The 22,920-nt window shown below is 67.2% G+C and carries 25 protein-coding genes; 9 read left to right on the forward strand and 16 right to left on the reverse strand.

The features are described 5' to 3' along the window. Positions 1 to 20: 20 nt before the first annotated feature. Genes whiA through uvrC form a run of 4 tightly spaced genes read right to left on the reverse strand, consistent with a single transcriptional unit; the run spans position 21 to position 4,931 of the window. The gene (gene whiA, locus D6M19_RS17185) at positions 21 to 998 is read right to left on the reverse strand and encodes a DNA-binding protein WhiA (RefSeq protein WP_123026473.1); all 978 of its coding nucleotides are present in this window, start codon (positions 996 to 998) and stop codon (positions 21 to 23) included. Next, positions 995 to 2,026 carry a gluconeogenesis factor YvcK family protein gene (locus D6M19_RS17190; RefSeq protein ID WP_123026429.1) on the reverse strand — a complete coding sequence of 344 codons (1,032 nt, stop codon included), beginning with the start codon at positions 2,024 to 2,026 and terminating at the stop codon, positions 995 to 997. Before D6M19_RS17190 ends, whiA begins: the two co-directional genes overlap by 4 nt. Then, on the reverse strand, positions 2,023 to 2,952 hold the full coding sequence (gene rapZ, locus D6M19_RS17195) for an RNase adapter RapZ (protein ID WP_164478531.1): 930 nt from the start codon (positions 2,950 to 2,952) through the stop codon (positions 2,023 to 2,025). The genes D6M19_RS17190 and rapZ overlap by 4 nt, the downstream gene beginning before the upstream one ends. Next, a complete protein-coding gene (gene uvrC, locus D6M19_RS17200) occupies positions 2,949 to 4,931 on the reverse strand; it encodes an excinuclease ABC subunit UvrC (RefSeq protein WP_123026430.1) in 1,983 nt (660 codons plus the stop codon). Before uvrC ends, rapZ begins: the two co-directional genes overlap by 4 nt. Positions 4,932 to 5,043: 112 nt before the next feature. Here uvrC and D6M19_RS17205 point away from each other — a divergent pair, with 112 nt between their 5' ends. Beyond that, positions 5,044 to 6,963, forward strand: coding sequence for a gamma-glutamyltransferase family protein (locus tag D6M19_RS17205; RefSeq protein WP_234834901.1), 1,920 nt, complete (start codon positions 5,044 to 5,046; stop codon positions 6,961 to 6,963). Beyond that, positions 6,960 to 7,427 (forward strand): GNAT family N-acetyltransferase, encoded by a 468-nt coding sequence (locus D6M19_RS17210; RefSeq protein WP_123026432.1) that lies wholly within the window; start codon positions 6,960 to 6,962, stop codon positions 7,425 to 7,427. Before D6M19_RS17205 ends, D6M19_RS17210 begins: the two co-directional genes overlap by 4 nt. Here D6M19_RS17210 and D6M19_RS17215 read toward each other — a convergent pair. From D6M19_RS17215 to D6M19_RS17230, 4 genes are all read right to left on the reverse strand, one after another. After that, positions 7,414 to 7,866 carry a PH domain-containing protein gene (locus tag D6M19_RS17215; RefSeq protein WP_234834903.1) on the reverse strand — a complete coding sequence of 151 codons (453 nt, stop codon included), beginning with the start codon at positions 7,864 to 7,866 and terminating at the stop codon, positions 7,414 to 7,416. The genes D6M19_RS17210 and D6M19_RS17215 overlap by 14 nt on opposite strands. A gap of 74 nt (positions 7,867 to 7,940) precedes the next feature. Next, entirely contained in the window at positions 7,941 to 8,423 is a 483-nt protein-coding gene (gene ribH / locus D6M19_RS17220; RefSeq protein WP_123026434.1) for a 6,7-dimethyl-8-ribityllumazine synthase, read from the reverse strand. After that, positions 8,420 to 9,691, reverse strand: a complete 1,272-nt coding sequence (locus tag D6M19_RS17225; RefSeq protein WP_123026435.1) for a bifunctional 3,4-dihydroxy-2-butanone-4-phosphate synthase/GTP cyclohydrolase II — start codon at positions 9,689 to 9,691, stop codon at positions 8,420 to 8,422. The genes ribH and D6M19_RS17225 overlap by 4 nt, the downstream gene beginning before the upstream one ends. A gap of 89 nt (positions 9,692 to 9,780) precedes the next feature. Continuing rightward, positions 9,781 to 10,041 (reverse strand): hypothetical protein, encoded by a 261-nt coding sequence (locus D6M19_RS17230; protein ID WP_123026436.1) that lies wholly within the window; start codon positions 10,039 to 10,041, stop codon positions 9,781 to 9,783. A gap of 218 nt (positions 10,042 to 10,259) precedes the next feature. On the opposite strand from D6M19_RS17230, the gene D6M19_RS17235 reads away from it, so the two are divergent. Beyond that, positions 10,260 to 10,697, forward strand: coding sequence for a hypothetical protein (locus tag D6M19_RS17235; protein WP_123026437.1), 438 nt, complete (start codon positions 10,260 to 10,262; stop codon positions 10,695 to 10,697). A 79-nt stretch (positions 10,698 to 10,776) separates the two neighbouring features. Here D6M19_RS17235 and D6M19_RS17240 read toward each other — a convergent pair whose 3' ends face one another. Further along, complete coding sequence (locus tag D6M19_RS17240) at positions 10,777 to 11,382, reverse strand: riboflavin synthase (RefSeq protein WP_123026475.1); 606 nt, start codon at positions 11,380 to 11,382, stop codon at positions 10,777 to 10,779. Positions 11,383 to 11,422: 40 nt separating this feature from the next. Here D6M19_RS17240 and D6M19_RS17245 point away from each other — a divergent pair, with 40 nt between their 5' ends. Together D6M19_RS17245 and D6M19_RS17250 are read left to right on the forward strand one after the other, a co-directional pair. Then, on the forward strand, positions 11,423 to 12,139 hold the full coding sequence (locus D6M19_RS17245; RefSeq protein ID WP_123026438.1) for an LppX_LprAFG lipoprotein: 717 nt from the start codon (positions 11,423 to 11,425) through the stop codon (positions 12,137 to 12,139). Then, on the forward strand, positions 12,139 to 13,758 hold the full coding sequence (locus D6M19_RS17250) for an MFS transporter (RefSeq protein ID WP_123026439.1): 1,620 nt from the start codon (positions 12,139 to 12,141) through the stop codon (positions 13,756 to 13,758). Before D6M19_RS17245 ends, D6M19_RS17250 begins: the two co-directional genes overlap by 1 nt. Positions 13,759 to 13,895: 137 nt before the next feature. Here the strand turns inward: D6M19_RS17250 and D6M19_RS17255 are convergent, their stop codons facing one another. Further along, entirely contained in the window at positions 13,896 to 14,450 is a 555-nt protein-coding gene (locus D6M19_RS17255) for a cupin domain-containing protein (protein WP_123026476.1), read from the reverse strand. A gap of 207 nt (positions 14,451 to 14,657) precedes the next feature. Here D6M19_RS17255 and D6M19_RS17260 point away from each other — a divergent pair, with 207 nt between their 5' ends. Then, positions 14,658 to 15,242 carry a TetR family transcriptional regulator gene (locus D6M19_RS17260; RefSeq protein ID WP_123026440.1) on the forward strand — a complete coding sequence of 195 codons (585 nt, stop codon included), beginning with the start codon at positions 14,658 to 14,660 and terminating at the stop codon, positions 15,240 to 15,242. A gap of 24 nt (positions 15,243 to 15,266) precedes the next feature. Here D6M19_RS17260 and D6M19_RS17265 read toward each other — a convergent pair whose 3' ends face one another. Continuing rightward, complete coding sequence (locus D6M19_RS17265) at positions 15,267 to 15,422, reverse strand: hypothetical protein (RefSeq protein ID WP_164478532.1); 156 nt, start codon at positions 15,420 to 15,422, stop codon at positions 15,267 to 15,269. A gap of 286 nt (positions 15,423 to 15,708) precedes the next feature. On the opposite strand from D6M19_RS17265, the gene D6M19_RS17270 reads away from it, so the two are divergent. The 3 genes from D6M19_RS17270 to D6M19_RS17280 all read left to right on the forward strand — a co-directional run bounded on the left by D6M19_RS17270 (position 15,709) and on the right by D6M19_RS17280 (position 18,407). After that, entirely contained in the window at positions 15,709 to 16,269 is a 561-nt protein-coding gene (locus D6M19_RS17270) for a type 1 glutamine amidotransferase domain-containing protein (RefSeq protein ID WP_206428550.1), read from the forward strand. Between the two features lie 65 nt (positions 16,270 to 16,334). Next, a complete protein-coding gene (locus D6M19_RS17275; RefSeq protein ID WP_123026443.1) occupies positions 16,335 to 17,384 on the forward strand; it encodes an ABC transporter permease in 1,050 nt (349 codons plus the stop codon). A 3-nt stretch (positions 17,385 to 17,387) separates the two neighbouring features. Further along, positions 17,388 to 18,407 (forward strand): ABC transporter ATP-binding protein, encoded by a 1,020-nt coding sequence (locus D6M19_RS17280; protein ID WP_123026444.1) that lies wholly within the window; start codon positions 17,388 to 17,390, stop codon positions 18,405 to 18,407. On the opposite strand, the gene ribD is transcribed toward D6M19_RS17280, so the two are convergent. The 5 genes from ribD to D6M19_RS17305 are packed head-to-tail and all read right to left on the reverse strand — an operon-like array spanning position 18,388 to position 22,901. Beyond that, a complete protein-coding gene (ribD, locus tag D6M19_RS17285) occupies positions 18,388 to 19,389 on the reverse strand; it encodes a bifunctional diaminohydroxyphosphoribosylaminopyrimidine deaminase/5-amino-6-(5-phosphoribosylamino)uracil reductase RibD (RefSeq protein ID WP_123026445.1) in 1,002 nt (333 codons plus the stop codon). The two genes, D6M19_RS17280 and ribD, sit on opposite strands and share 20 nt — an antisense overlap. Continuing rightward, complete coding sequence (gene rpe / locus D6M19_RS17290) at positions 19,386 to 20,063, reverse strand: ribulose-phosphate 3-epimerase (RefSeq protein ID WP_123026477.1); 678 nt, start codon at positions 20,061 to 20,063, stop codon at positions 19,386 to 19,388. Before rpe ends, ribD begins: the two co-directional genes overlap by 4 nt. 5 nt (positions 20,064 to 20,068) lie before the next feature. Then, positions 20,069 to 21,433, reverse strand: coding sequence for an RsmB/NOP family class I SAM-dependent RNA methyltransferase (locus tag D6M19_RS17295; protein WP_123026446.1), 1,365 nt, complete (start codon positions 21,431 to 21,433; stop codon positions 20,069 to 20,071). Then, positions 21,430 to 22,362, reverse strand: coding sequence for a methionyl-tRNA formyltransferase (gene fmt / locus D6M19_RS17300; protein WP_123026447.1), 933 nt, complete (start codon positions 22,360 to 22,362; stop codon positions 21,430 to 21,432). Before fmt ends, D6M19_RS17295 begins: the two co-directional genes overlap by 4 nt. Positions 22,363 to 22,364: 2 nt before the next feature. Next, a complete protein-coding gene (locus tag D6M19_RS17305) occupies positions 22,365 to 22,901 on the reverse strand; it encodes a LemA family protein (RefSeq protein ID WP_123026448.1) in 537 nt (178 codons plus the stop codon). Between the last annotated feature and the right edge of the window lie 19 nt (positions 22,902 to 22,920).

Consider the following 22,920-nt stretch of genomic DNA (forward strand, 5'->3'; position numbering starts at 1 on the left):
CAAAAACGAGCGGAAAGAAATCAGGCGTCGTCGAGCAGATCCGGGGTGACGGCCGACTCGGTGTCGGGAATGCCGTCGTGCTTGGCCTTTCGATCAGCCATCGACAGCAGTCGCCGAATGCGGCCTGCGACAGCATCTTTCGTCATCACCGGGTCAGCCAACCTGCCGAGTTCCTCCAGCGACGCCTGGCGGTGTTCGACGCGGAGTTTGCCCGCAGCCGCAAGGTGATCGGGAACGCTGTCACCGAGGATCTCCAGCGCCCGCTCGACCCGCGCAGCCGCCGCCACCGCAGCCCTCGCCGAGCGCCGCAGGTTCGCATCGTCGAAGTTGGCCAGCCGGTTGGCTGTTGCCCGCACCTCACGCCGCATCCTGCGTTCTTCCCACGTCAGCCTGGTGTCCTGGGCGCCCATCCGGGTCAGCAACGCGCCGATCGCTTCCCCGTCGCGCACGACGACGCGATCTGCGCCACGCACCTCGCGTGCCTTCGCGCTGACGCCGAGCCGTCGCGCCGCGCCAACCAGTGCCAGCGCCGCCTCCGGGCCCGGACAGCTGACCTCGAGCGCGGACGACCGACCGGGCTCCGTCAGCGAGCCGTGCGCCAGGAAGGCGCCGCGCCAGGCGGCCTCCGCATCGGCCACGCTGCCGCCGACGACCTGTGCGGGCAATCCGCGCACCGGGCGACCACGAAGATCGAGCAGGCCGGTCTGGCGGGCCAGCGCCTCACCGTCCTTGGCGACCCGCACCACATACCGGGTGCTCTTGCGAATTCCACTGGCGGACAACACATGAACGACGGCGTTGTAGCCGTACAGATCGAAGATGTCCTTGCGAAGGCGGCGCGCGATGATGCCGAGATCCACTTCGGCTTCGACCACCACACGGCCCGACACGATGTGCAGACCGCCTGCGAACCGCAGCAACGAGGCCACCTCAGCACGGCGCGCACTGACCGAATTGACGACAAGCCGGCTCAACTCGTCCTTGACCTCGGCTGTCATCGCCACGGGTCGTCACCTCTCGGTCCGTCAACTATCCGGGCGGGTGTGGGAACTGACGGCTGCCGAGGGGTCCCGCCCGGTTCCATTCCACGCAAGCGGACCCCCTCGAACGCCGCGGCCAACCTCGCCGGGTCATGTAAAGGTGTACCAGGTCTGGACACCTCAGCAAACTGAACTCCGGCACCCAATATGGTCGCGGTCCGGCTCAGTTGCTCCCGCTCTCGCTCGCTGGGCACCCGAGCCGCGTCGACGATGATCTCGTCCACCGTGAATCCCGGCGCATGCTGGGCCAACACATGGATATGCCGCTCGACGGAGAACCCGGCGGTCTCCCCCGGCTCGGCGGCAAGGTTGAGCACCAGCGCACGCCTGGCCGAGGTTTCCTGCAGCGCGGACGCCAGCTCCGGCACGAGGACATGCGGGATGACGCTGGTGAACCAGGACCCGGGCCCGAGCACGACCAGGTCGGCGCTCATGATCGCGTCAACGGCCTGGCGGGTGGCGGGCGGATCGCTCGGCAGCAGCCGCACCCGTCGCACCTTGCCAGGCGTCGTCGCGATCGCCACCTGCCCGCGGATCACGCGACTCATCCGCGGATCCGACTCCAGGCCGGCGACGTCCGCCTCGATCTGCAGTGCGATCGGGCACATCGGCAGCACCCGACCTTTGACGCCGAGGACCCGGCCCAGTTCATCAAGTGCCGCAACGGGATCCGCGAGCACCTCATTCAGCCCGGCCAGTAGCAGGTTGCCGATGGGATGGCCCGCCAAGGCGCCACTTCCACCGAATCGGTGCTGAAGGATCGTCGCCCACAGCCGGCCATGCGGGCTGTCGGATGCCAACGCGGCCAACGCCATTCGCAGATCACCCGGTGGCACGATGTCGAGCTCGCTGCGCAGCCGGCCAGATGAGCCGCCGTCGTCGGCGACCGTGACCACGGCGGTGACATGCGGGCTGAGCCTGCGGGCGGCCGACAGGGTGGCGTACAGGCCGTGGCCGCCGCCAAGCGCGACGATGCGCGAGCTCATTCGCGGCCCAGATCCCGGTGCAGCACCCGCACGCTGAGTTGGTCACCGCCCTGCAGTCGCCCCGCCAGTGCCTCGGCCATCGCAACGCTGCGATGCTTTCCGCCCGTGCAGCCGATGGCAACGGTCATGTAGCGCTTCCCCTCCCGCCGATATCCCTCGATGACGAGGTCCAGCAGTCGATGGTAGGTGTCGAGGAACTCCGCCGCCCCCGGCTGCCCCAGCACATACTCGCGAACTGCTGGATGCTGACCGGTGTGCCGTCTCAACTCATCCACCCAGTGCGGGTTCGGCAGGAACCGGACGTCCATCACCGTGTCGGCATCCATCGGTAACCCGTACTTGTAGCCGAATGATTCCACGGTCACGCTGGTGTAGGCGACCGTCTCACCGCCGAAGGCGCCTTCGATGGCTTCGCGCAGCGCCGGGACGGACAGCTTTGAGGTGTCGATGATCAGGTCCGCAGTCGCCAGCACGGGCGCCAGCATGGCGCGCTCGGCGGCGATGCCCTCGGCGAGGGTCTGGTTGCCCTGCAGCGGATGGCTGCGGCGGTTCTGTTCGTAGCGGCGCACCAGAATGTCGTCGGACGCCTCAAGGAACAACACCCTCGGTGCGATGTCTCGGGTCGCCAGATCCTTACGCACCCAATCCAAATCCCCGGTGAAACCACGCGACCGCACGTCCATGACCACGGCGAGCTGGGTGATCCGCGAGCCCGCGGCCAACCCAAGGTCGACCATGCGGGCGATGAGCTCGGGCGGCAGGTTGTCGGCCACGTACCAACCGAGGTCCTCGAGCACCTTGGCCGCCGTGCCGCGCCCCGCCCCGGAGAGCCCGGTCACCAGGACGACGTCGATCCCCGATTCCGTGCCCGTGCCGCGGGAAGCGTCCTGCCCCCGCAAATCGTCGCCTGCGCCTTGATCCGTCATCCCGATGCCCTGCTCTGATCATCGCCGATAACCGGGGCGGGCGCTGACGAATCAGCGGCTACGCCGAGCGCCTCAAGCACCGCGTTTGCGGTTGTGGCACCGATACCGGGCACCGAGGTGATCTCCTCGACGCTGGCCTGCTTGAGCCGTGCCACCGACCCGAAGTGCGTGACCAGCGCCTTTCGCCTGTGTTCCCCCAGCCCTGGCACCGAGTCCAGCGCCGATGCCGTCATGCGCTTGGACCGCTTGCTCCGGTGGTAGGTGATCGCGAACCGGTGTGCTTCGTCGCGCACCCGCTGCAGCAGGAAGAGCCCTTCGCTGTTGCGGGGCATGATCACCGGGTCCGGCTCCGACGGCACCCACACCTCCTCCAGCCGCTTGGCCAGCCCGATGACGGCCACGTCGGTGACCCCGAGCTCGTCGAGGACCGCCGCCGCCGCGTTGACCTGTGGGGCGCCGCCGTCGACCACATAGAGGTTCGGCGGGTAGGCGAACCGGCGCGATTTTCCTTCCGCGGTAAACACACTGGTGTTCTGCAGATCGGACACGTGCCGCGCGAACCGACGCCGCGTCACCTCGGCGATGGACGCCACGTCATCGGAGCGACCGCCGCCTGCCGCCTCCCGGATCGCGTAGTGCCGGTAGTCGGACTTGCGCGGGAGACCGTCCTCGAACACCACCAGTGACGCCACCACGTCGGTGCCCTGAACGTGGCTGATGTCGACGCATTCTATGCGCAAAGGTGCATCCGCCAGCCCGAGTGCCTCCTGAATGCTTTGCAGTGCAGCAGATCTCGCGGTGAAATCACCGGCACGTTTTAGCTTGTGCTGTGTCAGCGCATCCTGCGCGTTACGTTTGACCGTTTCGGCCAGCGCCCGCTTGTCGCCGCGCATCGGTACCCGCAGCGCCACCCGTGACCCGCGCAGACCGCACAACCACGTTTCCAGTTCATCGGAGTTGGGCGGCAGGACCGGAACCAGGATCTGCCGCGGCACCGGGTTGGTCGACTCGTCGGCCGCACCGTCCAACTCGGCCTGGTCCCCGTAGAACTGAGTGAGGAACTGTTCGACCAGGTGAGCCTGTCCGGAATCCTCTGGATCACCGGACTTTTCGACGATCCAGCCGCGCTGACCGCGCACCCGACCGCCACGCACATGGAACACCTGCACGGCGGCCTCGAGTTCGTCGTCGGCGAAGGCAACCACGTCTGCGTCGGTGCCATCGCCGAACACCACCGTCTGCTTCTCCAGTGCGCGTTTGAGCGCGGAGATGTTGTCCCGCAGCCGCGCCGCGCGCTCGAAGTCGAGTCGCTCGGCAGCCGCGGTCATCTCGCGTTCCATATCCCGTGCCAACCGGTCGGTCTTCCCGGACAGGAAGTCGCAGAAGTCCACCACGATCTTCCGGTGTTCTTCTGCGGAGACCCGGCCCACACATGGGGCCGAACACTTGTCGATGTACCCCAACAGACACGGTCGGTCGATCTGCTTGTGCCGCTTGAAAACTCCCGCCGAGCACGTCCGGGCCGGAAACACCCGGGTGAGCAGATCGAGCGTCTCGCGGATAGCCCAGGCATGCGAGTATGGCCCGAAATACCGGACCCCCTTGCGGCGCGGGCCCCGGTACACCATCAGCCGCGGATATTCCTCATTGAGAGTCACCGCCAGCACCGGGTAGGACTTGTCGTCGCGGTATCGAATGTTGAACCGCGGGTCGAATTCCTTGATCCAGTTGTATTCCAGCTGCAGCGCCTCGACCTCGGTGCTCACCACCGTCCACTCGACGCTGCCCGCGGCCATCACCATCTGGCGGGTTCGCGGTGCCAGCCCGGAGATATCGGCGAAGTAGGAGTTCAGCCGGCTGCGCAGGCTCTTGGCCTTGCCAACGTAGATGACCCGGCCGTGCGGATCGCGAAACCGGTAGACGCCGGGCTCGACGGGGATCGATCCGGGCGCCGGTCGGTACGTCGCGGGATCGGGCACGGATTCCAGGTTACTGCCGGTGGTTCGGCGGGCAGGAGCGATGGGCCCACCGCGCAGCGAGGGGACGACTCGGGGGTGTGTCGGACGCGCCCCGATGATCTACCGTCAAGTGATGCGGACCCCGTCATTGCGAAAGCTGACGGCCTCGCTGACAGGGGTCGTCCTGGTGCTGGCCGGATGCGGTGCGCAGGAGAAACCGCCACCGTCGGCGGCCGGCCCGTGCGCGATCGTCGAGAACGGCTCCCCTGCGCCGAAGACCTCCGAGGCCACCGGTTCGCAACCCGAGGTCGCCACCGGCTACCGCAAGGACATGACTGCCGTGCACACGGCGCGCTACGCGGTCGCGACGGCCAATCCGCTGGCCACCCAGGAGGCCTGCGAGGTGCTCAAGCACGGCGGGACGGCGGCCGACGCCCTGGTCGCCGCGCAAGCCGTGCTTGGCCTGGTGGAGCCGCAGTCGTCGGGGATCGGCGGCGGCGGGTTCCTGCTCTATTACGACGCCGCGGCCAAGTCGGTGCAGGCATACGACGGCCGGGAGACCGCTCCCGCCGCGGCCGATGAGAACTATCTGCGCTGGATCTCGAACACCGATCGCACCGAACCCAAGCCGGACGCGCGCGGATCCGGCCGCTCCATCGGTGTGCCGGGCATCCTCCGCTTGCTGATGGACGTCCACCAACAGCACGGCAAGACCCCGTGGCGCGACCTGTTCGCCCCTGCGGTGACACTCGCCGACGACGGCTTCGACATCAGCCCACGGCTGGCCTCCGCAATCGCCGACGCTGCGTCAAAGTTGAAGGTCGATCCCCAAGCCGCGGCCTACTTTCTCAACCCCGACGGCAGCCCGAAGACAGCCGATACCAAACTCACCAACCCGGCGTACTCAAAGACACTGGGTGTCATCGCAGCGGACCCCAATTCGTTCTATACCGGCGATATCGCCAAGGCGATCGTCGCCGCAGCGGCCGATACCTCCGGGGGCCGCACGCCCAGCCTGATGACGACGGAGGACCTGGCCGGCTACGCCGCAAAGCTTCGCGAGCCCATCTGCATGCCATACCGCGGCAAGGAGGTCTGCGGCATGCCGCCACCCTCGTCCGGCGGCATCGCGGTGGCCTCCACGCTCGGTGTTCTCGATCATTTCCCGATGAACGAACACAAACCCACCGACATGGACCTCAACGGCGGAAAGCCGTCCGTGATGGGAGTGCACCTGATCTCGGAAGCCGAGCGCCTGGCATACGCCGACCGCGACAAGTACGTCGCCGACACGGATTTCGTGCCGCTGCCCGGTGGAACCCCGAACACGTTGTTGAACAGCGCCTACCTCGCGCAGCGGGCCGCACTCATCTCCGAGCAGCGCAGCATGGGCACCGCAAAGCCCGGCGAGTTCGGGGCGCCCCCGTCGACACCGGTGCCCGTCCCCGAGCACGGCACCAGCCAGATCAGCGTCGTCGACTCGCAGGGCAACGCCGCCGCGCTGACCACGACCGTTGAGTCGCAGTTCGGCTCGTTCCACATGGTGGACGGCTTCATTCTGAACAACCAGCTGACCGACTTCTCCGCCGAGCCTGCCGGTCCTGACGGGGTGCCCGTGCCCAATCGGGTGCAGGGCGGCAAGCGGCCTCGCAGCACGATGGCACCCACCCTGATCTTCGAGAAGTCCGGCACCGGCCGCGGCCCGCTGTTTGCAACGCTGGGGTCCCCCGGCGGCGCGGTGATCATTCAGTTCGTCGTGAAAACCGTTGTGGGAATGATTGATTGGGGAATGGATCCGCAGCAGGCGGTTGGCATGGTGGACTTCGGCGCGGCCAACTCACCGAAGACCAATGTCGGTGGAGAACACCCCAACATCGACACCACCGACAACGGTGACCACGATCCGCTGGTGGCTGGCCTGCGCAAGCTCGGCCACCAGGTCGACCTCGCCGACCAGTCCAGTGGTTTGTCGGCGATCATCCGCGGCTCGCAGGGGTGGACCGGCGGGGCGGACCCGCGCCGCGAGGGGCTGGTGATGGGCGATCCTCGGTGACCGCGCGGGTCACCCGGCTGACGGAATCGGACTGGCGGCTGTTCGCAGCGGTCCGGCTACGGGCGCTGACTGACTCCCTCGGTGCCGACGACCCTCAGTACCGTCAGGAGTCCACCTTCACCGCCGCGCAGTGGCGCAGGCGCCTACGCGACCATGCGCAGTTCGCCGCGATGCTCAACGAGCGTCCGGTCGGCCTGATCGGTGCGCAGCAGGAAAACGCCGAAACCGTTTACCTCTACTCACTGTGGCTCGACCCGGCGGCCCGCGGATATGGGCTTGCCCGACCTCTGGTCGCCGCCGCCGTGGACTGGGCACGCGACCGGCAGGCCCGCCTCGTGACTCTGCGGGTGGCGGTGGACAACACCGTCGCCAGAGGCGTCTACGAAAGCCTTGGCTTCGCGCCGGTGGCGGGCAACGGCGCCAACGCCCGTGACGAAGTACCGATGTCGCTCAGCGTGCGGTGAGGTCGGGCCGGTAGCGGGCGATGAGACCGCGTACGTTGTCCATCGCCTCGACGGCACGGTCCTTGTCGACAGCCTGGATCGCCATCAGCGGGATGTACTCATCGTCGGGCAGGTCGACGCGAGCCCACCGCGCACCAGGCGGAAACGTCACCCCGACGACGTCCGACCACGGAATCAGCTTGTCGCCGACCAGGTTTCGCACCTCCACACCTGGCGCACCGATGCGCAACCGTGGCCGGGCGAACAACAGCACCGCGCACGCGATGACAGCGCCGAGCAGCGCGATCGCCACCTGGTCGGCGGTCTGGAAAATGACCCCGGTCGACGAAATCTTCAGCAGCACACCGACAGTCACGTGAACGGCCAGGATCACCGCAGCCGCGCCATAGGCGAAATACGGTGTCAGGTGTGGCCGTACCTCGAGGTCCCAGTGCCTGATGCCTTGACTCCCCGCTCGCTCCGGTCCTCGCTCGTTCCTCGCTGCGATCCTCACTCGCGGTCGTCTTCGGGCGCTCATGACCGCTTGCGCAGGTCGCGCAGCGTCAGCGCGGTGGACAATGCTGCGGCGGCGGCCTGTGCGCCCTTGTCCTCAGTCGAATCGGGCAGGCCGGCTCGGGCCAGCGCCTGCTGCTCGGTGTTCGTGGTCAGCACGCCGTTGGCTACCGGGGTCGACAGATCCAGCGACACCCGGGTCAGGCCCTGGGTCACCGCATCGCAGACGTAGTCGAAATGCGGTGTCTCGCCACGGATCACCACACCGAGCGCGATGACGGCGTCATGGGTGGCCGCCAGCGCCTGCGCCACCACGGGAATCTCGATCGCGCCCAACACCCGCACCACCGTCGGGTTGTCGATGCCAGCGTCGGCGGCGATCTTGCGGGCACCGTCGAGCAGGGCATTACAGACCGTCTCGTGCCAGGTGCTCGCCACGATCGCCAGCGTCAGGTCAGCTGCGTCGAGCTGTGGCAGCTCGGGAACTCCCGCGCCCCCGCTCAAATCGCCCCGCCGAATTCGCCAGGAACCACCTCGTCGTAGTCGTCGAGCCCGCTCAGGTCGTGGCCCATGCGGTCGCGCTTGGTCATCAGATAGCGGATGTTCTCTGCGTTGGCACGCACCGGCAGAGGAACGCGCTCGATGATGTGCAGGCCGTAGCCGTCCAAACCGACGCGTTTGGCCGGGTTGTTGGTCAGCAGGCGCATCGACCGCACGCCGAGGTCGACCAGTATCTGTGCTCCGATGCCGTAGTCGCGGGCATCGGCGGGCAGGCCGAGCTTGAGATTGGCGTCGACGGTGTCGTCGCCTGCGTCCTGCAATTGGTAGGCCTGCAACTTGTGCATGAGCCCGATGCCGCGCCCCTCGTGGCCGCGCATGTACAGCACCACGCCCCGGTTCTCACTGGCCACCATCGCCAGCGCGGCGTCCAGTTGCGGGCCGCAGTCGCAGCGGCGGGACCCGAACACGTCGCCGGTCAGACACTCGGAGTGCACACGGACCAGCACGTCATGGCCGTCGGCGTGCGGCCCGGAGATATCGCCCCTGACCAGAGCAACGTGCTCGACGTCCTCGTAGATGCTCGAGTAACCGACGGCGCGGAACTCGCCGTGTCGGGTAGGGATGCGGGCCTCGGCGACGCGTTCGATGTGTTTCTCGTGCTTGCGGCGCCACTCGATGAGGTCGGCGATCGAGATCAGCGCGAGGTTGTGCTCGTCGGCGAAGACCCGAAGTTCATCGGTCTGCGCCATCGCGCCTTCGTCTTTCTGGCTGACGATCTCGCAGATGGCGCCCGCCGGCTGCAGGCCCGCCAACCTGGCGAGATCGACGGCGGCCTCGGTGTGGCCGGGCCGCCGAAGCACCCCACCGTCCTTGGCGCGCAGCGGAACAACATGGCCGGGCCGGGTGAAGTCGTCGGCCACGCTGCTCGGATCGGCCAGCAGCCGCATCGTGGTGGCGCGGTCGGAGGCCGAGATTCCGGTGCCGACACCCACCTTTGCGTCCACCGTCACGGTGTAGGCGGTGCCGTGCTTGTCCTGGTTGACCGCGTACATCGGAAGCAGCCCGAGCTTGTCGCAGACCGCCCCGTCCAGCGGTACGCACAGATAACCCGACGTGTAGCGGACCATGAATGCGACGAGCTCGGGGGTGGCCTTCTCGGCGGCGAAGATGAGGTCGCCCTCGTTCTCACGGTCCTCGTCGTCGACGACGACGACGGCCTTCCCCGCCGCGATGTCGGCAACTGCCCGTTCGACGGAGTCCAACCTCGTCATTCTTGCCACCCTTGCCGGTTCCGGCCGGAACCATCGTCGCCGTATCCAGTATGAACCACGACGAAGTGGCGATTATTGCTCGCCTGGGTTCAGCAGGGGTCGCCAGGAGGGGTGTAGTAGGGCACACCTTCGACGGTGTAGCACGGCACCTCGCCGGGAACGTAGGGATCTGCGGCCGACGCGATGGCCACCCCCCTGGCCACATCACCGGCGACATTGGTACATCCGCCCACCGCGACGTGGCGTCCGCCCGCGCCCGCGCAGATCTCGGCCTGCGCCACCGGTGCGACGGCAATCGGGGCGACCGCGGCCGCACCGGCCGTCAACAGCACTACTGCCAGCTTCTTCATTGCGTACTTCCTTTGCTCGGGCCCGGCCTGCCGTTATTATCGCGCCCGCTCATTGCACTGCGTGGTGAATTCACTCTTTGTCCTCGTCGCTTACCTGGCGGCTAGTAAATCCTGCCCTCTGAACAGCGGAATCTGGCTTCCGCGCGATTACGGAGGCGCCCCGTTGAACAGGATCATTTCCCTCAACAGCCAAGCAGTACGACACCAGGGAGATCACCATGAAGCTTTCCGCCAAGTTCGCCGCCAAGACCACCTTCGCTGCATTCGCGCTCGCAGGCTCATTTGCCGCTTTCGCGCCCGCAGCCCAGGCGTTGCCCGTCCCGCCGCCGGGACCAGCCAGCACGAGCCTCGACTTCGCCTGTTACACCCTGCAGCAGGACTACATCAGCGGTGTCGCGGAGTACAAAGCGGCACACAACGCAGGCGACCAGGCAGGCATGGACGCGGCGGGCGCGAAGCTGCGCGGCGCCGAAGACGGCTGGAGGGCCGCTTGCAGGGGCGTCTATGGCGACATCGGCACCAACCGCGTCGCGCCGCCGGTGACTCCTAACGGCGTGGACCCCCTCACGCCGGACCTCAAGTCCGACCCGACACCCAACCCCAAGTCCGCGAGTGGCACCGGGAACACCGCGCCATCGAGTGCGTCCGTGAACTAGCGGAGTCGCAATACTCCGCTCAAGTACTCGGCCCGTCACCTGCTCCCCCCTCAGGTGGCGGGCCGAGCCACGTCCTGGCCTAGGTGGACGAGTCGTCGCGGGACATCAGCCGCTCGACGTATTTGGCGATCACGTCCACCTCGAGGTTGACGTCGGTACCGACCGCTGCCCGGCCGAGGGTCGTCATCTGCAGCGTGGTCGGGATCAGGGACACCTCGAACCAGTCGTGACCGAGACCCGAGACGGTCAGCGAGACACCGTCGACCGTGATCGAACCCTTTTCGACGACGTAGCGCGACAGTGCGGTGGGTAACGCGATCCGCACCACCTCCCAATGCTCCGAAGGTGTGCGCGCAATCACATGCCCGGTGCCGTCGACGTGGCCCTGCACGATGTGTCCGCCCAGTCGGCCGTTCAGCGCAGCGGCGCGTTCGAGGTTGACGTGGCTGCCGACACCGACACCGCGAAGGCTCGACCGATCCAGCGTCTCCTTCATCACATCGGCGGTGAACTGGCCGCCTGCCTGCACCTCCACCACCGTCAGGCAGACGCCGTTGACCGAGATGGAGTCACCGTGGCCGGCGTCGGCGGTGACGACGGGTCCGCGGATGACGAACCGTGCCGCGTCGGCGAGGTCTTCCTTGCCGACGACTTCGCCGAGCTCTTCGATGATTCCGGTGAACACGCACAACAGGGTACGCAGCGCCACCCTCTACGATGCACTCATGCAGACGCGCCCAAAAAACGCAGTCCGATCTCTTTGGCCAATTATCACCGCACTTTTCGCGGCTTTAGTACTTATTTCAGGTTGTTCGTCCTCGTCGGATAAGTCGTCCGATTCGCTGCCCGACGCCGCGACGCTGCTCAAGGACTCCAACACCGCAACCCGTGCGCTCAAGAGCGTGCACCTCGAGCTGACGGTGGAAGGTGAGATCCAGGACTTCCCCATCAAGACCCTCAGCGGCGACTTGACCCAAGATCCCGCCGTCGCCGCGCAGGGCAACACCAAGCTGACGTTTCAGGGCAGCGATGTGGACGCCAAGTTCGTCGTGATCGACTCGAACCTCTACGCCGCGCTTTCCGGTGACAGCTTCATCGACCTTGGTCCGGCCGCCGACGTGTACGACATCTCGGCCATCTTGAATCCGGACAAGGGTCTGGCGAATGTGCTCGCCAACTTCAGCGATCCCAAGTCCGACAGCACCGAGACCATCAACGGCGTCGAGACCGTGAAGGTGATCGGTCAGGTCAGCGCCGAGGCCGTGAACGCGATCGCGCCGCCGATCGCGGCGACGGGACCGATACCCGGCACCGCGTGGATCGAGAAGGACGGCAATCACAAGCTGGTGCAAGCCAAGCTGGAGCCCAAGGACGGCACCAGTGTTCAGATGACGCTGTCTGATTGGGACAAGCCCGTCACCGTCACCAAGCCCGCCGTTTGATGACCGCCGCAGCGCCGGTGCATACGAGCCGGAGCCGCAGAATCGCGATCAGCGCGGGTGCCCTCGCGGTGCTGCTCGGCGCCCTCGACACGTACGTCGTGGTCACGATCATCCGCGACATCATGTCCGACGTGGGGATCGCGATCAATCAGATCCAGCGCGTCACACCGATCGTCACCGGCTACCTGCTCGGCTACATCGCCGCGATGCCGCTGCTGGGCCGCGCGTCGGACCGGTTCGGCCGCAAGATGCTGCTTCAGGTCAGCCTCGCGGGCTTTGCGATCGGCTCGGTCGTCACTGCGATGTCGACGGACCTGACGATCCTCGTCGTCGGACGAGTCATCCAGGGCGCCGCCAGCGGTGCCCTGCTACCGGTGACGTTGGCGCTGGCGGCCGACCTTTGGGCGGCGCGCAACCGGGCCGGTGTGCTCGGCGGCATCGGCGCGGCACAGGAGCTGGGCAGCGTTCTGGGTCCGATGTATGGCATCGCGATGGTCTTTTTGTTCCACCACTGGCAGGCCGTGTTCTGGGTCAACGTGCCGCTGGCGGTGATCGCGATGGTGATGGTCCACTTCAGCCTTCCGAAGCGGATGCGCAGCGATCACCCGGAAAAGGTTGACATCGCAGGCGGCGTGCTGCTGGCGATCACGCTCGGGCTCATCGTCGTCGGCATGTACAACCCGGCGCCGGACGGCAAGCAGGTGCTGCCGTCCTACGGCCCGCCGCTGCTGATCGGGGCACTGGTCGCCGCGGTGGCGTTCTTCGTCTGGGAACGCTTCGCCAAAACCCGGCTGATCGAACCCGCAGGTGTGCATTTCCGCCCGTTCCTGGCCGCCCTCGGCGCATCGCTGACCGCGGGCGCCGCGCTGATGGTCACGCTCGTCAACGTCGAGCTGTTCGGTCAGGGTGTCCTCGGCCAGGACCAGAACGAGGCGGCGTTCCTCCTGCTGCGCTTCCTGATCGCCCTGCCGATCGGCGCTCTGCTCGGTGGCTGGATCGCCACCAGGATCGGCGACCGCGCGGTGGCCTGTCTCGGTCTGTTGATCGCCGCGGCCGGCTACTACCTGATCGCGCAGTGGCCCGTCGATCTGCTTGCCGCCCGCCACGACCTCGGCTTCATCACGCTGCCCGTGCTCGATACCGACCTGGCGATCGCCGGGCTCGGTCTTGGCCTGGTCATCGGCCCACTGACGTCGGCGACCCTGCGGGTGGTGCCGGCCGCCCAGCACGGCATCGCGTCGGCCGCGGTGGTGGTGGCCCGGATGATCGGCATGCTGGTGGGTATCGCCGCGCTCAGCGCATGGGGCCTCTACCGGTTCAACCAGATCCTGCAGTCACTGCCCGCCGAGAAGGCCGACAATCTGGTCGCGAAGCTCGCGGCGGAGGCCGCGAAATACAAGACCGCATTCGCCATGCAGTACGGCGAGATGTTCGGCATCACCGCGATCGTCTGCGTCATCGGTGCGATCCTGGCGCTGCTCATCAGTGGGCGCAACGAACACGCCGACGAACCGGCCGAGACCCTCACCGAGGTAGAAGGTGATGACGACTCCCCCGCCCAGATGATCGAAACGCCAACGGATCCGCCGTCGGGCGGCAGGCACCGGTCACCGCGCTAGAGGCTTTGCAGCGCTCGAGGCCCGGCAGTCCCGTTCGTCGGCTCCCCCGCCGTTTCCCGAGAGGCGCAACGGCGGTCGTCGCGCCGATCAGCTTGCCGTGATTGTCAGCTTGCAGGCGTGTGCGGGAAGGGCATTCCCTAGTGCGCAGTAGGGTCGGCGACCGAGAAGTCCCAGGTCCCCTCGGCGATGTCGGCGAGCCGTTGAAGATAGGCCTCCCGCGTCTCGTGCGACGTAGCCATGCGTTCCCTGTCCAACACCGAAACCCCGAGTTCAGCAGGCGGAAGGGTCTGAGCCGTGGCCTCGACGCCGTAAAACGGAAGGTGATCGTCGAACCCGCCCGGAGTGTAGAAATTCAGCAGGCGGACGTCCTCGTCGGATACGACTCGGAACGAGTGCCTGGTGGATTTCGGAACCCAGACCGCAGAGCCCGGTTCGGCCCGCACGATCTCATCGTCGAGGCCGACCACCAACTCCAGCTCGCCGGAGAGGACGTAGAAGCCTTCGGCTTGCCGCTCGTGGACATGCGCCGGCGGACCGGCTCCCGCGGGAATGATTTGCTCGAGGAGTGTGAACTCACCGAGCGTCTGGTCTGCCGACATCAGGATGTTCCACAGCACACCGCGATACCAGTACGCGGGAGATTTCCCGGCCTGCCCGAGCAGTACTTCCGCGGCCTTGTCACTGGTCGCCATGGGAGGTCCCCTTTCGGCGTCGTGCACAGCGGACTTCGGCGGTCAATAGCGTCACGGCAGGTCTAGCCCTCACTGGACGGTTCCTCACTTGTAGCTGTTGTCGCGGCATGACATCACCGTAGCACTGATGTCGCGGCGTGACATAAAGGCCTTGAGCGGCGACCAATCCGTTGTCACGGCGTGTCATCGTTGCCGTAACATGGCGCCGTGCCTCGGTGGGAACACGGCAGCCAAGAGCGGTTGAAGCAGGCCGCGATGGAACTATTCGAAGAGCGGGGCTTCCAAGACACCAGCGCCGTCGAGATCGCGAAGCGGGCCCGCGTCACCACCCGGACCTTCTTCCGGTACTTCTCAGACAAGCAAGCGATACTTTTCGTCGATGCCGAGCAGCTCGGCGCGGTTCTCGTCCAGGAAATTCTCCGTGCCACCGATGTCGCGGATCCGCTCCAGTCAGTGACGCGGGCCCTGGCGGGGTTCGACTGGAAAAGTCTGGGATCGCGGGAATCTCAACGCCGACGAGACGCCATGATCGCAGCGAACCCAGACCTGCTCGAACGCGATCTGATCAAACAGCAGCAGATGGCCGGCGCGTTCAGTGGCGCGCTGCAGCAACGCGGAGTCGACCCACACGTCGCAGAACTAGCCGCCCGCGTTGGGATCGATGTGTTCCGTGCGGCTTACCGGCAGTGGCTGGCAGCCGACGACGACGCCGATCTGGCAGCGATAACCGAAACGGTGATGTCTACCCTCGCCAGAATCGTGCCCACCAATCCTTCGACCGCGGCGATCTAGATTCACCCGATAAGGCGAGGCGGCTCAGCAGCGCTCGATGCCCGGCCGGATCAACACGTGCTCGACGTCGACATCGGAGGCATCCTCGGTGGTCTCACCGCGCAACGCACTGATCACAGCCTTCACCTGGCTTCTCGGATCGAATGGGCGAATGTTGAGCCAGTCCTGCAATGCAGTCACGCTCGTTCCTTTGTTCGTGCTCACCAGCGCGCAGCTCGTCGGTGAAAGCGCGATGTGCCAGGCATGATGCCCGGCTCACGTTCGAGTGTACCGGCGCTATCCGACACATCCGCGGCCACGACAGTCGGTAATTCACAGTCGTTTTCGTCACATTTGTTTCGGTACGGCAAACAACCACACGAACCGTCACGCACCCTCGTCGACGAGGGCGGCGACCTGATCGGTGGTTGACCCTCCTTCGCGCCGGGTATGCGGCCGGTGAGCTTCATGCGAAAGGAGGCACGGCATGCCAACGACATTGGCGGGCAAGCGCATCGCTTTCCTGGTCGCCCCGGAAGGCGCAGAACAGGTCGAACTGACCGAACCGTGGAAAGCGGTGCAAGAAGCGGGCGGGACACCTGAGCTGGTGTCCACGGAGGTCGGCAAGATTCAGGCGTTCAACCACCTCACCCCGGCGGACACGTTCGAGGCGGACAAGGCGACCGACAGCGTCACCGCAGCCGACTACGACGGACTGGTTCTGCCCGGTGGCGTCGCGAATCCCGATTTCCTGCGGGGCAACGCCTCGGCGGTCCAGTTCACCAGAAGTTTCTTCGACTCCGGCCGACCGGTGGCGGCCATCTGCCACGCCGCGTGGACGATGATCGACGCCGACGTGGTGCGCGGCAGGATGATCACCTCGTGGCCGACCCTGCGCACCGATCTGGTCAACGCGGGCGCCAACTGGGTCGATGAGGAAGTGGTGGTGTGCTCCCGTGGGCCCAACACCCTGGTGTCGAGCCGCAAGCCCGACGATCTTCCCGCGTTCTGCAACACCCTGGTTGGCGCCTTCGCCGCCGGCCGCTGAGTACGCCGGGGTCGACGTAGGCAAACCAGACCCGCAACCGGCCTGCCGTCGGTAACGTCGAGTTCATGCTGCTGGCCGCGCTGCGCGACATGCAGTGGCGAAAACGACGTTTCGTCATCGCGGTGCTGTCCACCGCCATCATCTTCGCGATGACGCTGGTGCTGACCGGCCTGGCGAACGGGTTTCGGGCCGAGGCGCAGAAGACGGTCGATTCGCTGGGCGTCGACGTCTTTCTCGTGAAGGACGGTGCGTCCGGCCCGTTCGTCGGAGCGACGCCGTTCGCGCCGACTGACCTTCGTCGGATCGCCGCTTCGCCGGGTGTGCAGGCGGCGGCCCCACTGGTGTACGCGGGCGGCACGGTCACACTCGGCGACGCGACACGCAACGCCGACCTGTTCGGTGCGCCGGAACGCGGCCCCGGCATGCCGGCTCTGTCGGACGGCCGTCCCCCCACGAACCCCACCGAGGTGGCGGTGTCGAGCACGCTGGAGCGAAACGTCGGCGAAGACATCGCGATCGCGTCGCGCAGGCTGCGCATCGTCGGCATCGTGGAGAACTCCACGGCACTTGCCAACCTGCCCAACATCTTCCTCACCACCGAGGGTGCCCAGCAGTTGGTGTACGGCGGGCAACCGTTGGTCGCGTCGATCGGGATCAGGGGCACGCTCGAACAGATGCCGCCGGGTTACAAGGCCGTCGACCGAGACGGTGCGGTCGCCGATCTGCTCCGGCCGCTGAAAGTCGCGGTCAGCTCCATCACGATCGTGGCGATCCTGCTCTGGGTCGTCGCGGCCCTGATCGTCGGGTCGGTGATCTATCTGTCCGCGCTGGAACGCCTGCGAGACTTCGCGGTGTACAAGGCCATCGGCGTCCCGACGGGCTCGATCGCCGCCGGATTGGCGCTGCAGGCCGTTGTGGTGGCGCTGTCGGCCGTCGTCGTCGGCGTCGTACTGTCGGCGCTGCTCGGCCCGATCTTCCCGATGCAGGTCATCGTCCCCGGCTATGCCTACGTCATCCTGCCCGTGATCGCGGTCGTCTTCGGACTGATCGCCAGTGCCACCGGGCTGCATCGCGCGGTGTCCGTCGATCCGGCCATGGCGTTCGGAGGTCCATGAGCCATGGGCGATCTCAGCATTCAGGATCTGGTCGTCGAATACTCCAGCGGCGGGTACGCCGTCCGTCCGCTGGATGGATTCAACCTCGACGTCGCCGCCGGATCACTGGTAATTCTGTTGGGCCCCAGCGGTTGCGGGAAGACCACGTTGTTGTCGTGTCTCGGCGGAATCCTGAAACCGACCTCGGGCGCCATCAAATTCGGCGATGTCGACGTCACATCGCTCGACGCCAAGGCCTTGTCGAAGTACCGGCGCGAAACGGTCGGCATCGTGTTCCAGGCGTTCAACCTGGTGCCCAGCCTCAGCGCGCTGGAGAACGTGATGGTGCCGCTGCGCGCGGCGGGCATGTCGCGGCACGCGGCGCACGACAAGGCCGGACACCTGCTGGCCCGCGTCGGACTGGCAGACCGGATGTCCCACCGGCCAAGCGATCTCAGCGGCGGTCAGCAACAGCGAGTAGCGGTGGCGCGGGCGATCGCATTGGACCCGCCGTTGATCGTCGCCGACGAACCGACCGCACATCTCGACTTCATCCAGGTCGAGGAGGTGCTGCGATTGATCCGCGAGCTCGCGACCGGAGATCGGATGGTCGTCGTCGCGACCCACGACAGCCGGATTCTCCCGCTGGCCGATCGCGTGGTGGAGCTCGTGCCGGACTTCGCGGAATCGAACCGGCCACCCACGAAGGTGCAGCTGACCGCGGGCGAGGTGCTGTTCGAAGAAGGCACGATGGGCGACTGCATCTACGTGGTGTCCGAGGGCAAGGTCGATATCGTGCGCGAATTAGCCGGGGGCGGTGAGGAATTGCTCTGGGTCGCCGAACCCGGCGACTACTTCGGTGAGCTCGGTCCGCTGTTCCACATGCCGCGTTCGGCGACGGCGCGGGCGCGCAGCGACGCGACGGTGATCGGCTACACCGTGGCGGCGTTTCGGGAACGCCTCGGCGTCGACGGGCTTCGCGACCTGATCGAGCACCGGCCGCTGGACATGGGGGACGAGCCGGCTACTTCGGAACCAGACTGAGCAGGACGTCCGGGCCGATGGGCTCGATGCCGTCGAAGCGCCAGCGCTGCGCGTGGGCGATGGACAGCACACCGACATCGTCGATCGCAGTTATCGGGCCGCCCAACAGGATTGGCGCGACGTAGGCAAGAATCCGGTCGATCACGCCCGCCCGCAGGAACGCACCCGCCAGCGTCGGCCCGCCCTCGATGAGGATGTCGGTGCGATCCGAAAGCGACTTGATCACCTCGTGCGGGTCCCTGGTGCGGATCACCATCGTGCGGGTGTCGTCGTTCAGCACGTTGGCGTCGGAGGAGATTTCGCGCTCCCCCACCACGACACGCAGCGGCTGACGCTCGGCGAGGCTGCCGTCGGGAAGTCGCGCCGTCAGCTTGGGGTCGTCGATGAAAACGGTTCCGGTACCCACGACAATCGCATCGCAGGCCCCGCGACGGCGATGCACGTCGGCGCGGGCGGCCTCGCTGGTGATCCATTGACTGCTGCCGTCGGCCGCCGCGCTGCGGCCATCGACACTCGTGGCGAATTTCCATGTGACATGCGGCGCTCCGGTGCGCTGCTTGTGCACCCATTCACGCAGGGGGCCACCGGCGACCTCGTCGGCCAGCACGCCTGCGACCACCTTCAGCCCCGATTCGGCGAGCCGGGTCGCTCCCCCCGCAGCGACCGCATTGGGATCGTTCACGGCGTAGACGACCGTCGAAATGCCAGCGGCGACAAGGGCATCCACGCATGGCGGTGTTCGGCCGTGATGGTTGCACGGCTCGAGAGTGACCACGGCCGTGCCGCCCGCGGCGCGAGCCCCCGCCCGCCTCAGCGCCACCACCTCCGCATGGGGACCGCCGGTCGGCTCGGTGGCACCGACGCCGGCGATCTCACCGCCCTGATCCAGGATGACCGCGCCGACAGGCGGATTGGGATAGGTGCCGCCCTTGACCAACTCGGCCTGCTCGATGGCCAGCCGCATCGCGGCGTCGAAGCTCATAGCCGCAGATGTTTTGACGCGGCGGCGGCCTGTCTGCGCAGCGCCTCGACCGCGGCCGCCGGGTCGTCGGCGCTGTACACGGCCGAGCCCGCGACGAAGCAATCCACGCCGGCCTCGGCGGCGTCCTCGATGGTCTCGGCGTTGATGCCGCCGTCGATCTCGACGAGGATCGTCAACTCACCGGCGTCCACCAACCTGCGTGCGATGGCGACCTTCGGCAGCACCTCGGGGATGAACTTCTGCCCGCCGAATCCCGGCTCCACGGACATGATCAGCAGCGTGTCGAACTCCGGCAGGATCTCGAGGTAGGGCTCCAGCGGGGTACCCGGCTTGACCGAGATACCGGCCTTGGCACCGGCGGCGCGGATATCGCGGGCGACGCCGACGGGGTTGTCGGTCGCCTCGGCGTGAATGGTGACGTTGTAGGCACCCGCCTCGGCGTACGGCGGCGCCCACCTGTCCGGATTGTCGATCATCAGATGGCAGTCCATCGGGATGTCGGTCGTCGGCAGCAGGGCCTCCACGACGGGAAGTCCGAGGGTCAGATTCGGCACGAAGTGGTTGTCCATCACGTCGACGTGCACCCAATCGGCGCCCTTCACGGCCGCCACCTCGTCTGCCAGCCGGGAGAAGTCGGCGGCCAGGATCGACGGCGCAATCATGGGTCGTGCCATGGGGCTCACCCTACTTCCAGCGCCGCGGAGAACATCGCGTCGGTGCCGTGCCGGTGCGGCCAGAGCTGCACGTAGGGGCCGTCGCCGAGGTCGTCGACTCCCTCGAACAGCGGCCGGGTGTCCAGCGCCGTCACCGGCTGGCGACGCAGGGCGTCGGCCACCACCCCGATGGTCTCGGACAGATGTGGTGAACACGTCGCGTACAGAACCACACCGCCGGGCCGGGTCAGCTTGATGGCCGACGCCAGCAGCTCGCGCTGCAGCCGCGCCAGCGCGGGCACGTCTGAGGGCTGACGGCGCCAGCGCGCCTCGGGCCGTCGGCGCAACGCACCGAGCCCCGTGCACGGCGCGTCCACCAGCACGCGGTCGAATCCCGGCTCGAGTCCGGAGTCGCGGCCGTCGACCCGCACCACGTCGACGGGCAGCCCACGGGTGTTCTCCTCGACGAACTCGGCGCGCCGCGCATTGGGCTCGATCGCGGTGACGCGGGCGCCTGCCTGCACGCCGATCGCCGCAAGCAGCGCGGTCTTGCCCCCTGGCCCCGCACAGAGATCCAGCCAGCGGCCGCCGTCGCCGTCGACCGGCGCGAGGGTCAGCGCCCTTGCCACCAGCTGGCTGCCCTCGTCTTGAACCAGCGCCTCGCCGTCGCGGACGGCGTCGAGCTGACCGGGGTCGCCGCTGGAGAGATAGACCGCATACGGCGAGTAACGGCCGACCGTCCCGCCGACGGCGCGCGCCAACGCATCCGCCGTCAGCACTCCGGGGCGAGCGGCGAGATGAACAAGGGGGCGGTCGTCGTCCGCGGTCAGCAGCGCGTCCAGCTCGCCCGCTCTGGCGCCGAGCGCGTCGGCGAACGCCTGGCCGATCCAGCGTGGGTGGGCGTGCACGAACGCCATGTGGCCGACGGGGTCGGACTCGGCGGGGGGCGCCAGCTCGTCGATCCACGATTGCGGTTCGCGTCCGGCGATCCTGCGCAGCACGCCGTTGACGAAACCTGCTCGGGCCGAATCGAATTCGATTGCCGCCTGCTCGACGGTGGTGGACACCGCGGCGTGTGCGTCGACCCGCATGCGGAGCAGCTGATAGGCACCCATCCGGAGCAGGTCGAGCAGCACAGGGCTGATGCGGTCCGGCGGCCGTCCCGCGGCGTCGGCGATGACGGCGTCGAGCAACCCGAGCGCCCGGCACGTGCCGTAGGCCAGTTCAGTGGCAAAGGCCGCGTCGCGGCCGGTGATGCCGCGTTCGCGCAGCAGCGATGGCAGCACGAGGTTGGCGTACGCGTCCTTTTCCGAGACCGCCCGCAGCACGTCGAACGCCGCCTGGCGTGCGGGGTCGAGCGGCTTTCGGCGAGGCCGCCGGGGTTTCGTCATGTCGCCGTTGCGGTTTCATCGAGTCGCGCGCCGCGCGCCCATGCCGCCGCATCCATCGGCTTCTTACCGGGTGGCTGAACCGTGCCGAGCAGGACGGGTTGCGACGCCGTCCCGACCCGCACACCGCTGCGGTCCGCCCGAATCGCTCCGGGCGGCATCGGGTCGTCAGCCGCATCGTCGACCGTTACCGGTCCGAGCTTGATCCTCAGGTCGCCGACGAGGGTCCACGCGCCGGGGTTCGGCGTGACTGCGCGGATTCGCCGCTCGACGACATGGGCGGGCAGATCCCAACGCACCCGGGCATCCTCGACCGTGACCTTCGGTGCGACGGTGACACCGTCGCAGGGTTGCGGTACAGGCGACAACGATCCGTCGGCGATGCCGTCCAGCGTCGTCTCCAGCAGCGCGGCACCCGAGATCGACAGCCGGTCAAGGAGGCTCGCCGCGGTGTCGGTCGGCCGGACCGTCTCGGTGACGACACCGTAGACGGGCCCGGAGTCCAGTGCGGGTTCGATCTGGAACGTGGTGGCGCCGGTCACCGCGTCGCCCGCCGCGATCGCCGCCTGCACCGGTGCCGCGCCCCGCCAGGCTGGCAGCAGTGAGAAGTGCAGGTTGATCCAGCCGTGCTCGGGCACGGCAAGCAGACCGTCGCGGAGCAACGCTCCGTATGCCACCACCGCGCATGCGTCGGGCGCCAATTCCGCCAACTCCGCGACGAATTCGTCGGAGTTGGGCCGCTGCGGACGCAGCACAGGAATGCCACGCTCGAGCGCCAGCTGCGCGACCGGCGATGGCGACGGCTTGGCCCGGCGGCCCGCCGCGGCGTCCGGACGCGTGAGCACCGCGACCACCTCGTGGCGCGCAGAGTCGATGAGCCTGCGCAGTGACGGCAGGGCGGGCTCCGGAGTACCGGCGAAGACGATGCGCATATCTACCGCGGCGTCTGGTAGTACTCGCGCTCGGAAACACCGCTCAGCGGCGCGACGAACATCCACGGCATGGTGCTCATCAGCCGGTTCAGCGTGGCGACGGCGTCGTTGTAGTACTGCCGGGCGAAGGCCAGCTTGTTCTCGGTGTCTGCGAGATTGTCCTGCAGGCTGCCGAAGTTGTTCGACGAGTTCAGCTGCGGGTAGCTCTCGGCCAGCGCCAGCACCGGCGCCAGCGCGGAGTCGAGTTCCTTGTCGGCCGCGCTGCGCTGTGCGACGGATTTTCCCGAGGTGGCTGTCGTCAGCGCGGTCCGGGCATCGGCGACGTGGTCGAGGATGGCTCTTTCGTGGGTGGCGAACGTCTGCACCGTGTGCACCAGGCTCGGAATCAGCGCCGCGCGACGCGTCAGCTCCACGTCGATTCCGGACAGTGCCTCGGCAACGCGGATATCGGCGCTGCGAATCTTGTTGTAGCCCACCACAAATAACACCAGCACCAGCACCGCCAGCAACAACGCGATGATCAGCAGCAGTCTCACCATGAACCGCCTCCTCCTCCAC

It is taken from the genome of Mycolicibacterium stellerae, from assembly GCF_003719305.1.
Lineage (GTDB): Bacteria > Actinomycetota > Actinomycetes > Mycobacteriales > Mycobacteriaceae > Mycobacterium > Mycobacterium stellerae.